We start from the raw sequence: 12,029 nt of genomic DNA, 5'->3' as shown, positions 1-12,029 counted from the left end.
GAGGGGGAGGGAGTAACTTCCATGAAGGAAACCAAGTCCACCTGCCCCTACTGCGGCGTCGGCTGTGGCGTCATCATCGAGTCGCAGGGCGACCAGATCACGGGGGTGCGCGGCGACCCGGACCACCCGGCCAACTTCGGCCGGCTCTGCACCAAGGGCTCGACCCTCCACCTCACCGCCACGGCAGAAGTGACGCGCCAGACGCGCCTGCTGCATCCCCTGCTGCGCGACCAGGCCGGCATGGCGCCCTACCGCATCAGCTGGGACAGCGCGCTGGGCATCGCCACCGATCGCTTCGCCCGCACCATCGCGGAACACGGACCGGACGCCGTGGGCTTCTACATCTCCGGCCAGCTGCTCACCGAGGACTACTACGTCTTCAACAAGCTGGCCAAGGGCCTCATCGGCACCAACAACGTCGACACCAACTCGCGGCTGTGCATGAGCAGCGCGGTGGCCGGCTACAAGATGACGTTGGGCGCGGACGCCCCGCCCAACTGCTACGACGACGTGAACCATGCGGACTGCATCTTCATCGTCGGCAGCAACACCGCCTGGGCGCATCCCATCCTGTTCCGCCGCATCGAGGATGCGAAACGCGCCCGGCCGGACATGAAGATTATCTTCTGCGACCCGCGCCGCACCGACACGGCGGAGATCGCCGATCTCTACCTGCCGCTGCAGCCCGGCACCGACGTGATGCTGTTCCACGGCCTGCTGCACATCATGCTGTGGGAAGGATGGGTGAAGCCGGACTACATCACCGCTCACACGAACGGCTTCGACGCGCTGAAGGCGCGCGTGCGCGAATGCACGCCCGAACTCGTGGCACAGACCTGCGGGCTGAAGCGCGAAGACCTGTTCACGGCCGCGAAGTGGTTCGCCACCTCCGCGAGCACGCTGAGCCTCTACTGCCAGGGCCTGAACCAGTCCTCCAGCGGCACCGCCAAGAACGCGGCCCTGATCAACCTGCACCTGGCGACCGCGCAGATCGGCAAGCCGGGTGCCGGCCCGTTCTCGCTGACGGGCCAGCCCAACGCCATGGGCGGACGCGAGGTGGGCGGCCTCGCCAACCTGCTGTCGGCGCATCGCGACCTGGCCAACCCCGCGCACCGGGCCGAAGTCGCCGCGTTGTGGGGCGTGCCTTCGGTGCCCGAGAAGCCGGGCAAGACGGCCGTGGAGATGTTCCAGGCCGCGGCCGACGGCGAGATCAAGGCACTCTGGATCGCGTGCACCAATCCCGCCCAATCCATGCCGGACCAGTCCACCGTGCGCCGTGCCCTGGAGCGCGCGGAGTTCGTGGTGGTGCAGGAGGCCTTCCTCACCACCGCCACCTGCGACTACGCCGACCTGCTGCTGCCCGCCACGACCTGGGGCGAGAAGACCGGCACCGTCACCAACAGCGAGCGGCGCATCAGCCGCGTGCGGCCTGCGGTCGCCGCGCCCGGGGGCACGCGCCATGACTGGGTGATCGCCGTCGAATTTGCGCGCGGCCTCGAGGCACGGCTGCGTCCTGGCGCCCCTACGCTCTTTCCCTACGACACCGCCGACGCCACCGCCGGTGCCGAGGCCGTCTGGAACGAACACCGCGAGAGCACGCGCGGCCGCGACCTCGACATCACCGGGCTCAGCTACCCGGTGCTGGAACAGGCGCCGCAGCAGTGGCCCCTGCCCGCAGGTGCCTCCACGGGCAAGGCGCGCCTGTACGAAGATGGCGTGTTCCCCACGGCCGACGGCAAGGCGCGCTTCGCGGACGTCGCCTACCAGCCGCTCGCAGAGCCGCGCGAATCGCGCTACCCGTTCTCCCTCACCACCGGCCGCCTGCGCGACCACTGGCATGGCATGAGCCGCACCGGCACGCTGGGACGCCTGTTCGGCCACGTGCCGGAGCCCACGGTGCAGATGCATCCCCAGGACATGGACCGGCGCAAACTGGCCGAAGGTGACCTGGTGCACGTGACCTCCAAGCGCGGCTCGATCGTGCTGCCGGTCCAGGCCAGCGACGAGATCGGGCTCAGTCAGGCCTTCATCGCCATGCACTGGGGCGGCGAATACCTGAGCGGCTGCTCGAGCACCGGTGCCCGGCTCGCCGGCGTGAACGCGATCACCACCTCCGCCTATTGCCCCACGTCGAAGCAGCCGGAGCTGAAGCACGCCGCGGTGAAGATCCTGAAGGCCGAACTGCCATGGACCGTGCTTGGCATCGCCTGGCTGCCCGCGGGGGAATTCCTGCGCTCGCAGGAGGAGCTGCGCCGCATGATGGCCGTGTTCCCCTACGCATCGTGCGTGCCTTTCTCCAACAACGTGCCGCTGCAGGATGCGACGAAGCAGGAACGCAGCGGCATCCTGTTCCGCGCCGCTTCGCATGAAGCGCCGCCGGAGGAGATCTTGCAGCGCCTGGAGAATGCGCTCGGCCTGGCCGGCAGCGACACCCTGCGCTATGCCGACAAACGCCGCGGCCAGCGGCGGTCGATGCGCCTGGTGCGCGCCGGGGAGAAGGAAGCGCGGCTCGACGCCTTCCTGCTGGCCGGCGACACGAGCGCGGAGGCCTGGATCAAGGCTCTGCTGCAGGACCAGTTGCCGGCGCAGGCCTATGGCCGGCAGTTGCTGGCCCCCGGCGCGAAGGCGCCCGTGGCACTGCCCGCGCGCGGCAAGCAGGTGTGCAGCTGCTTCAACGTCGGCGCGTACGCGATCGAGAAGCAGCTTTCGACGAGTGAAGGCACCGAGGACCAGCGCCTCGCCTCGCTGCAATCCAGCCTGAAGTGCGGCACCAACTGCGGCTCCTGCGTGCCGGAACTCAAGCGGCTTGTGCGCGCCATGTTCCCGCTGCAGAAAGTGGCGTGATTCGGCTTATGGCTGAAAGTCATCAGGGCTCTGGGACAATTCAGCCATGGCCATCAGCCAGTACATCAAGGAAATCGGCCGCGGCAAGCAGGGCGCGCGTTCGCTCACGCGTGCGCAGGCCCAGGACCTGTTCGGCCAACTGCTCGATGGCTCGGTCACCGATCTCGAAGTCGGCGCCTTCTGCCTCGCCATGCGCATCAAGGGCGAAACGCCCGACGAGATGGCAGGCTTCCTCGATGCCACGGCGGAACGCCTGCGCCGCGTCCCGATCGGCGGCGGCAAGCCAGCTGTCGTGCTGCCCAGCTACAACGGCGCGCGCCGCCTGCCTGTGCTCACGGCGCTGTTGGCCGAGTTGCTGGCCCGGCGCGGCCTTGCCGTCGTCATCCATGGCACGGCCACCGAATCGAATCGGATCTTCGTGCCGGATGTGCTCGCCGCGATGGGCGTGCCCCCCGAGACGGCCGTGCGCCGCGTCGAGCCCGGTGAAGCCGTCTACTTCGCCACCGAGCTGTTCTCGCCCGGCCTCAAGCGCCTGCTCGACGTGCGGCGCGCCGTCGGCCTGCGCAACAGCGCACACAGCCTGGTGAAGCTGATGAACCCCTGCGAAGGCCCCGCCGTCATCGTCAGCAGCTACACGCACCCGGAGTACGCCGTCTCCATGGCGGCGGTCTTCGAACTCACCGGTGCCACCGCCCTGCTGCTGCGCGGCACCGAGGGCGAAGTAGTGGCCGATGCGCGCCGCCTGCCCGAGATGAATGGCTTCCGGCAAGGTCAGCGCGTGCTGCTGCAGGAAGGCCGCAAGGGCACGCTCACCGACTTGCCCGACCTGCCGAAAGAGGTGGATGTGCACACCACAGCTGCTTACATCCACGACGTGCTCGACGGCAAGCGCCCGGTGCCCGATTCGATGGCGCTGCAGGTGGAACACATCTTGCATCTGGCTGACGCATCATGAACACAGGCAAAGTCACCCTCGTGGGCGCCGGTCCCGGCGATCCGGAACTGCTGACCTTGAAGGCGCTGAAGGCGATCCAGGCGGCCACCGTGCTGCTGGTCGATGACCTCGTGAGCCCCGAGGTGGTGGCCCATGCCTCGCCGCGCGCACGCATCGTCCACGTGGGCAAGCGCGGCGGCTGCAAGAGCACGCCGCAGGCCTTCATCGAGAAGCTGATGCTGATGGCGGCGCGCGAAGGCGAAACCGTGGTACGCCTGAAGGGCGGCGACCCGTTCATCTTCGGGCGCGGCGGCGAAGAGGTGGAGCACCTGCGCGCCGCCGGGCTCGAAGTCACCGTGATCAACGGCATCACGTCGGGGCTCGCCGCCGCCACGTCGCTGGGCGTGCCGCTCACGCATCGCGACCATGCGCAGGGTGTCATCTTCATCACGGGTCATGCGCAAAAAGGCACGGACACGCCCGACTGGCGCGCGCTCGCCGCGACCGCGCACAGCGCCCGGCTCACGCTCGTGATCTACATGGGCGTCAGCAGCGTCTCGCGCATCGAGGATGACTTGCTGACTGGCCTTCCGCCCGAGACGCCGGTGGCCGTGGTGCAGCACGCATCGCTGCCGGAGCAACGCCACGTCGTCACGACGCTCGGTCGCCTGGCCGAAACCGTCACGCGCGAGGGCATGGCCAGCCCGGCCGTCATCGTGGTGGGCGACGTGGTGCGTGGCGTGGCCGCGGCCGCCGCCGATCCGGTGGCGCGCAGCCGCGCAGCCTGAGGTCCGCGCCCGCCGCCGCTACACTGCGGCCAGACGCGGGAAGGGCGGCGCTGTGCTGGACAAACTCAACGAATTCACCGAGAGCCATGGCGAGCTGCGACCAGGCCGCGGACTGGTCACGGGCGTCATCGCGCTCAGCCTGGCCATCCTGTGCTTCCTCGGCGTGCTGGCCTTCCACTTCCCCGAGTACCTGACCACGCCGCAGCTGCGCAAGAGCTACAACGTCGACGTGATCCGCAAGATCATGCTCGGCGCGCTGGCCGTCGCCGGCGGCATCTCGCTGGTCAACATCATCTTCAACCGGGCCCGCTGGCTGTCGGCCTTCGCCTTCCTGCTGGTGGCGCTGACGGCGCTCCTGGGCGGGCACCAGGTGCACGTCAACCCCAACTTCCCGGACAACACGCCCTACATCGGGCTGGACTGGTTCATCCTGGACCTGCTGGGCTCGTCGCTGATCTTCATCTTCGTCGAGAAGCTGTTCGCGTTGCGCCGCGACCAGCCGGTGTTCCGCGCCGAGTGGCAGACCGACTTCCACCATTTCATCGTCAACCACATGGTGGTCGGTTTCGTGCTGCTGGCCACCAACCTGATGGTGCACAAGTTCTTCGGCTGGGCCGCCAGCGACGGCATCCGCGGCTGGGTGCAGGGGCTGAACTTCTGGCTGGCGCTGTTCCTCATCGTGCTGGTGGCGGACCTGGTGCAGTACTGGACGCACCGCGCGTACCACGAGGTGCCGCTGCTGTGGCGCCTGCATGCCGTGCACCACAGCGTGAAGAGCATGGACTGGATGGCGGGCTCGCGCCAGCACATCCTCGAACTGCTGATCACGCGCACCCTGGTGCTGGCGCCCATCTACGTGCTGGGGTTCTCCAAGGAAGTCATCGACGCCTACATCGTCATCGTGGGTTTCCAGGCCGTGTTCAACCATGCCAACGTCAGCGTCCGGCTCGGGCCCTTGCGCTACGTGATCGTCACGCCCAACTTCCACCACTGGCACCACAGCCAGGACCAGGAGGCACTGGACAAGAACTACGCGGCGCACTTCGCCTTCCTCGATCACCTGTTCGGCACGGCGGTGAAGAGCGACAAGGCCTGGCCTGAAGCGTATGGGGTATTGGGCGATTACGTGCCCAACGGCTTCGTCAAGCAGTTCCAGTTCCCGTTCACGTGGAAGGGCTGACCGAACAGTTCGACGCCGTCGTCGTCGGCGCAGGGGCTGCCGGCTTGTTCTGCGCTGGCCAGGCGGGCCAGCGCGGCATCAAGGTCCTGCTGCTCGATCACAGCGAGAAGATCGCCGAGAAAGTCCGCATCGCGGGCGGCGGCCGCTGCAACTTCACCAACCGCGAACTCGACCCGCGCGGACCGCAGAAGCATTTCCTGGGTAAGAACGCGCACTTCTGCCGCTCCGCCCTGGCGCGGTACACGCCGGCCGATTTCATCGCGCTGGTGCAGAAGCACGGCATCCCTTTCCATGAGAAGCACAAGGGCCAGCTGTTCGGCGACCGTTCCTCGGAGGACTTCATCCGCATGCTGGTGGCCGAGTGCGACGCCGGCGGCGTGGTGCGGCGCCAGCCCTGCACCGTGGAACGCATCGATGCCGCGGAGGGCGGCTACACGTTGCGGACGAGCCAGGGCATCGTGCAGGCGAGCCAGGTGGTCATCGCCACCGGTGGGCTCTCCATCCCGAAGATTGGCGCCACCGATTTCGGCTACCGCATCGCCCGCCAGTTCGGCCTGCGCGTCGTGGAGACCCGGCCGGCACTGGTGCCGCTCACCTTCGACGGCGATGCCTGGGCACCGTTCGCCCAGCTCGCCGGCCTGGCGCTGCCGGTGCGGATCGAGACCGGCGAGAAGAAGCAGCGCATGGCCTTCGACGAAGACCTGCTGTTCACGCACCGCGGCCTGAGCGGGCCGGCCGTGCTGCAGGTCTCCAGCTACTGGCGCGAGGGCCAGCCGTTGCGCATCGATCTCGCGCCTGGCGTGGACGTCGCCGCGGCCTTGCTGCAGGCCAAGGCGCGCTCCCGCAAGCTGATCGCCAATGAGCTGGCTTCCCTGGTGCCTTCTCGCCTGGCCGACGCCTGGGTGCAGCAGGACCCCGCCTGGCAACGCCCGGTCAATGAAGCGAGCGACAAGTCCCTGGCGCAACTGGCCGAGCGCCTGCAGCGCTGGGAACTCGTGCCCACCGGCAGCGAAGGTTACCGCAAGGCGGAAGTCACGGCCGGCGGCGTCGACACGCGCGATCTCTCGTCGCAGACCATGGAATCGAAGCAGCCGGGGCTTTACTTCATCGGCGAAGTGGTGGATGTGACCGGCTGGCTGGGCGGCTACAACTTCCAGTGGGCCTGGGCCAGCGGCTTCGCCTGCGCCGAAGCGCTGGCGGCTGCGGGCGGACGGATCTAGGCGAGCATCCGACCGAGCAGTTCGAACAGCTTGTCCACCGCCACCGGCTTGACGACGTGCTCGTCGAACTGGGCCCCCAGCGCGCGGGACCGGTCGTTCTCCCTGCCGTAACCCGTCAGCGCCACCAGCTTGATCCCGCGGGTGCGGGCGTCCGCGCGCAGCCGTTCGGCGAGTTCGTAACCGTCCATGCCCGGCAGGCCGATGTCCAGCAGCGCCAACTGGGGCAGGTCCTCCTGCACGAGGGCCAGCGCCGCCTCGGCGTCGCCCGCCACGCGCACTTCGTAACCCACCATCTTGAGCAGTTCGCCCAGCGTGTCCGCGGCGTCGGCGTTGTCGTCGACGATCAGGATGCGCGCCGGGGTGGCCGGAAGCGTGGGGGTGGCGGGTTCCATGGGGTGCTCTCCTTCGGTCACGCCTTGCGCCAACAGCGCGGGCAGCCGCACGGTGAAGCGGCTGCCCTGATTGTCGCCGCCGCTGGCTGCCTGCACCTGGCCGCCATGGCGCTCGACCAGCATGCGCACGATGGCCAGGCCCAGCCCGAGGCCACCGGAGCGGCGGTCGATCGACTGCCGGCCCTGCACGAACAGGTCGAACACGTGCGGCAGCAGCTCGGGCGCGATGCCCCGCCCCGAATCCTCCACGACGATCTCCACCCAGGTCGCATCGGCGCGCAGCGTCACCTCAACCCGGCCGTCGGGGGGCGTGAACTTGGCCGCGTTGATCAGCAGGTTGCACAGCACCTGCGTGAGCCGCGTCGGGTCGCCCAGCACGCGCGCTCCAGCCGCGTCCAGACGCACTTGCACCGGCTGCGCGCGCCGTTCATAGACCGGCTGCGTCTGCTCCAGCGCATGCGCGATCAGGGTTCGCACTTCCACCGCCACCTGCTTCAACTCCACCTTGCCCTGCGTGATGCGCGAGACGTCCAGCAGGTCGTCGATCAGGCGCGACAGGTGCGTCACCTGCCGGCCGATGATGCGCCGCTCCTCGACGTGGGCCTTCGCGTCGCGGCGCGCCATCAGCTCCAGTGCCGTGGCGATGGGCGCCAGCGGGTTGCGCAGTTCGTGGCCCAGCATCGCCAGGAACTCGTCCTTGGCCCGGCTAGCGGATTCGGCCTGGCGGCGCGCGGCCTCCGCTTCGGCATAGGCCCGCGCGTTGTCCAGGGCGAGCGCGGCGCGCTGCCCCAGCTCGCGGATCAGGGCGCGGTCGGCCCGGCCGAGGATGCGCCCGGATTCGGCCTGGACCACGCCCATCGCGCCAATGGTCCGCCCACGCGCCACCAACGGAAGGATGTAGTGCGCATGCATGCCGAAGTGCGAGGTGAACGCCCTCAGCACCGGGTCGTCGGTCGCCGGCGGCAGGTCGAACCGGCCGTGGTGATCGCTGGCATTGGCGATGCACCAGGCCATGGAGCCCACCGTCGCCGGCGCCGCGCGCATCGTCCTGGCCATCTCCAGCGCTTCCTGCGCGCGCTCGGGGTCCTGGTGATACGCCAGGCGGCGGCGCAGCACGCCTTCGTCATCCAGCAGGTCGATGCGGCACCAGTCGGCGATGCCGGGCACGACGGTGGTGGCGATGGTTCGCAAGGTGTCTTCCGGGTCCAGCGACTTCGCGAGCAGGGCGCCGGCGCTGGAAAGCAGTTCCACCCGGCGCTGCGCGGCCTCCGCCTCGGCCCGGGCGATGCGTTCGCCCGCCAGCAGGTCCATGCGCTCGGTGATGTCCGTGCTGGCGCCGACCATGCGCGTGGGCTGGCCCGCGCCGTCGCGGACCAGGTGGCCGCGCGTGGCGATCCAGCGGACCTCGCCGTTCGCCAGCACGGTCCGGAACTCCGCCCGGTACGCCGGGCCACCGGCCAGCGCGGCCTGCAACGCACCTTCCACCGTGGCCAGGTCGTCCGGGTGGATGCGCGAGCGGAAGCCCTCCAGCCCGCCGGTGTCCGAGCCACGCGCCATCTTGTGCATGTCGTAGACGCGGTCCGACCACGTCACGGACTGCCGCGCGATGTCCCAATCCCAGATGCCGACCTGGCCGGCCTCGACCGCCAGGCGCAGCCGCTCCTCCTGCATGCGCAGCTGCGCCTCGGCGTTGCGCTGCTGCTCCAGCAGCCGGGCCGTCACCACGACGGGTGCGGCCAGAGCGGCCAGTTCTCCGGCAAATGCCAGGTCGTCCGCGTCATGTCGCCGGCCCGAGCTGCCCATGAACAGCGTGAGCGCGCCCACCAGCTCGTCGCGGTACCGCACCGGCACGGTGATCATGGAACGGAAGGCCAGCTCGCGCAGCAGGCCCAAGTGCTGCTCGTTGGCGGCGACCCGGCCATACCAGGCGTCATCGATGGCCGGGTGCAGGGCGGCGTCGCCCGTGGAGAATGCGCAGAGATTGAGTTCGGGATGGGTTTGCTTCACCCACTGGGTCGGCGCCAGCAAGCTTTCGATGTGCGGCCCCTGGTAAGCGGCGACGGTGCGACGCACTTCACCGTTGCCAACGGCCACGTCGAAGAAGCCGAAATCGCCCAGGGCCGGCAGGCAGGCGGCCAGGGACTGCTTCAGCGTGTCGCCGAAATCGTCGGCGGCCGCCAGCAGCCGGCCCGCGCGGCCAAGCACTTCGCGCTGCTCCTGCAGCCGGTCCGCACCGGAATGTTCGCCTGGGCCCACGGCGGCCATTCTGGCCGATTTCCCCCCGGCGGTGGCCCGAACGGCCGGGTTTGGAACGGCTGAGTTGCCGAAACGCCGACCAAGGCTATAATCTCGGGCTTTGCTGGCCAACCCCCAACGGCCCAATCGATGAATCAGTTGGGGAACCCAGCCAGGGGCCCTCGATCTTCCCCCGGCGCACTGAACCAAGAGAAGCATGACGACCATCCGTGTCAAGGAAAACGAACCGTTCGACGTGGCCCTGCGCCGCTTCAAGCGCACCATTGAAAAGCTGGGCCTGCTGACCGAACTGCGCGCCCGCGAGTTCTACGAGAAGCCCACCGCCGAGCGCAAGCGCAAGAAGGCCGCCGCCGTGAAGCGCCACTTCAAGCGCGTTCGCAGCATGCAGCTGCCGAAGAAGCTCTTCTAGAGTTTCACGGGCCCCGGCTCACCACGCAAGGCTCGCACGGGGACACCCCGCGCGGGCCTTTCTCTTTTGTTGTTCAGGAAAAGAACATGACCCTCAAGGAACGCATCACCGACGACATGAAGGCCGCCATGCGGGCCAAGGAAGCGGAGCGCCTGGGCGCCATCCGCATGCTGACCGCCGCGATCAAGCAGAAGGAAGTGGACGAGCGCATCGAGCTGGACGACGTGCAGGTCATCGCCATCGTCGACAAGCTGCTGAAGCAGCGCAAGGACAGCATCGAGGCCTTCGAGAAGGCCGGCCGGCAGGACCTGGCCGACAAGGAAAAGGCCGAAGTCGCCGTGCTGTCGGCCTACCTGCCGCAGCGCCTGTCGGCCGAGGAAGTCGCCGCCGAAGTGAAAGCCATCGTGGCGGAGCTGGGCGCCAAGGGGCCGGGCGACATGGGCAAGGTCATGGGCGCGGTGAAGGCCAGGTTGGCTGGCAAGGCCGACATGGGACAAGTCAGCGCCGCGGTGAAGGCGGCACTGGCCCCCTAGGGGGTCATCCCAGCGAAGGCTGGGATCCAGGCCTTCGCCCCCCTGGGTCCCTGCCTACGCAGGGACGACAGCCTTCTTAAGAGCCAGCCACCTTCATCTTGTTGACCAGGATCGAACCCACGGTCTTTGCCCCATAGTTGTAGACATCCGCCCCCACGGCCTGGATGCCGGTGAACATGTCCCGCATGTTCCCGGCGATCGTGATCTCCTGCACCGGGTACGCGATCTCGCCCTTCTCCACCCAGAAACCGCTGGCGCCGCGCGAATAGTCGCCCGTCACGTAGTTGACGCCCTGCCCCATCAGCTCGATCACGAACAGGCCGGTGCCCAGCTTGCGCAGCATCTCGCGCAGGTCGTCGCCGGGCTTTGTCAGGCGCGACGTCAGCGTCAGGTTGTGCGAGCCGCCGGCATTGCCGGTCGTCTTCATCCCCAGCTTGCGCGCTGAATAGCTGCTGAGAAAATAGCCTTCCACCCGGCCGCCGTCCACCACCTTGCGGGGTTGGGTGCGGACGCCCTCCTCGTCGAAAGGCGAGCTGCCCTTGCCGCGCTTCACGAAGGGGTCCTCCAGCACGTCGATGTGGTCCGGCAGCACCTGCTTGCCCAGTGAATCCAGCAGGAAGCTGCTCTTGCGATAGAGCGAGCCACCGCTCGTCGCCTGCACATAAGCGCCCAGCAGCCCCGCGGCCAGGGGTGATTCGAACAGCACCGGGCATTCGCGGGTCTTGATCTTGCGCGACTTCAGGCGCGACAGGGCGCGTTCGGCGGCATAGCGGCCCACGGCTTCCGGCGAGGCCAGTTCGTCGGCGGACCGCATGGAGCTGTACCACGCGTCACGCTGCATCTCGTCCCCGCGCCCCGCGATGGGCGCGACCGAGATCGAATGCCGCGAACTGGCGTAGCCGCCGCGGAAACCGCGCGTGTGCGAACTGAAGAAGTGGCTCTGCTGTGCCGAAACGCCGGCGCCTTCGCTGTTGGTGATGCGCCGGTCGGTGTCGAAGGCGGCGCGTTCGCAGCGCAGCGCCAGCTGGGCAGCGTGCGCGCTGTCGATGGCCCAGGGATGGAACAGGTCGAGATCGCGCTGTTCCTTCTGCTGCGCGATGTCGTCCGGCTCGGGCAACCCCGCCACCGGGTCCTGCGCGGTGAAACGGGCGATGTCGTAAGCGGCCTGCACGGTGCGCTCGATGGCGGCCGTGGAGAAATCAGAAGTGCTCGCGTTGCCGCGCCGGTTGCCCAGGTAGACCGTGATCCCGAGCGATTTGTCGCGGTTGCGCTCGACGTTTTCCAGCTCGCCCTTGCGCACCGAGACACTCAGGCCGCAGCCCTCGGAGGCCTCGGCACCGGCGTCGGTGGCGCCCAGCTTGCGGGCGTGGGCCAACGCGGCGTCCACGAGTTCTTCGAAATCGGCGCGGCTGTAGGCGAAACCGGCCGCGGCCTGCGACTTTGCGTTGTTCATGGCGGGCTATGATACTTGCG

General features: G+C 68.5%; 9 protein-coding genes. 7 read left to right on the top strand and 2 right to left on the bottom strand.

From position 1 onward, the window contains the following. Window positions 1-21 precede the first annotated feature (21 nt). From FN976_RS19890 to FN976_RS19870, 5 genes are read left to right on the top strand one after another with little or no spacing between them, the layout of a single operon-like run. On the top strand, window positions 22-2,844 hold the full coding sequence (locus FN976_RS19890; RefSeq protein WP_145894804.1) for a nitrate reductase: 2,823 nt from the start codon (window positions 22-24) through the stop codon (window positions 2,842-2,844). A 46-nt stretch (window positions 2,845-2,890) separates the two neighbouring features. After that, on the top strand, window positions 2,891-3,799 hold the full coding sequence (gene ybiB, locus FN976_RS19885) for a DNA-binding protein YbiB (protein ID WP_145894803.1): 909 nt from the start codon (window positions 2,891-2,893) through the stop codon (window positions 3,797-3,799). Beyond that, on the top strand, window positions 3,796-4,566 hold the full coding sequence (gene cobA, locus FN976_RS19880) for a uroporphyrinogen-III C-methyltransferase (RefSeq protein WP_145894802.1): 771 nt from the start codon (window positions 3,796-3,798) through the stop codon (window positions 4,564-4,566). The genes ybiB and cobA overlap by 4 nt, the downstream gene beginning before the upstream one ends. Window positions 4,567-4,618: 52 nt before the next feature. Beyond that, window positions 4,619-5,746, top strand: coding sequence for a sterol desaturase family protein (locus tag FN976_RS19875; protein ID WP_145894801.1), 1,128 nt, complete (start codon window positions 4,619-4,621; stop codon window positions 5,744-5,746). Next, complete coding sequence (locus FN976_RS19870; protein ID WP_255440610.1) at window positions 5,734-6,966, top strand: BaiN/RdsA family NAD(P)/FAD-dependent oxidoreductase; 1,233 nt, start codon at window positions 5,734-5,736, stop codon at window positions 6,964-6,966. The genes FN976_RS19875 and FN976_RS19870 overlap by 13 nt, the downstream gene beginning before the upstream one ends. Here FN976_RS19870 and FN976_RS19865 read toward each other — a convergent pair. After that, window positions 6,963-9,614: an ATP-binding protein gene (locus FN976_RS19865; protein WP_186511035.1), complete on the bottom strand. Its 2,652-nt coding sequence runs from the start codon at window positions 9,612-9,614 to the stop codon at window positions 6,963-6,965. The two genes, FN976_RS19870 and FN976_RS19865, sit on opposite strands and share 4 nt — an antisense overlap. A gap of 196 nt (window positions 9,615-9,810) precedes the next feature. Between FN976_RS19865 and rpsU the strand changes: the two genes are divergently transcribed. Together rpsU and FN976_RS19855 are read left to right on the top strand one after the other, a co-directional pair. Beyond that, window positions 9,811-10,023: a 30S ribosomal protein S21 gene (gene rpsU / locus FN976_RS19860; RefSeq protein WP_145894799.1), complete on the top strand. Its 213-nt coding sequence runs from the start codon at window positions 9,811-9,813 to the stop codon at window positions 10,021-10,023. 86 nt (window positions 10,024-10,109) lie between these two features. Next, entirely contained in the window at window positions 10,110-10,556 is a 447-nt protein-coding gene (locus tag FN976_RS19855; protein WP_145894798.1) for a GatB/YqeY domain-containing protein, read from the top strand. Between the two features lie 76 nt (window positions 10,557-10,632). Here the strand turns inward: FN976_RS19855 and pmbA are convergent, their stop codons facing one another. Further along, the gene (pmbA, locus tag FN976_RS19850; protein WP_145894797.1) at window positions 10,633-12,009 is read right to left on the bottom strand and encodes a metalloprotease PmbA; all 1,377 of its coding nucleotides are present in this window, start codon (window positions 12,007-12,009) and stop codon (window positions 10,633-10,635) included. Between the last annotated feature and the right edge of the window lie 20 nt (window positions 12,010-12,029).

The sequence above is a fragment of the Caenimonas sedimenti genome, from assembly GCF_007833165.1.
Lineage (GTDB): Bacteria > Pseudomonadota > Gammaproteobacteria > Burkholderiales > Burkholderiaceae_C > Ramlibacter > Ramlibacter sedimenti.
This window is presented reverse-complemented; position numbering and strand designations above follow the sequence as displayed.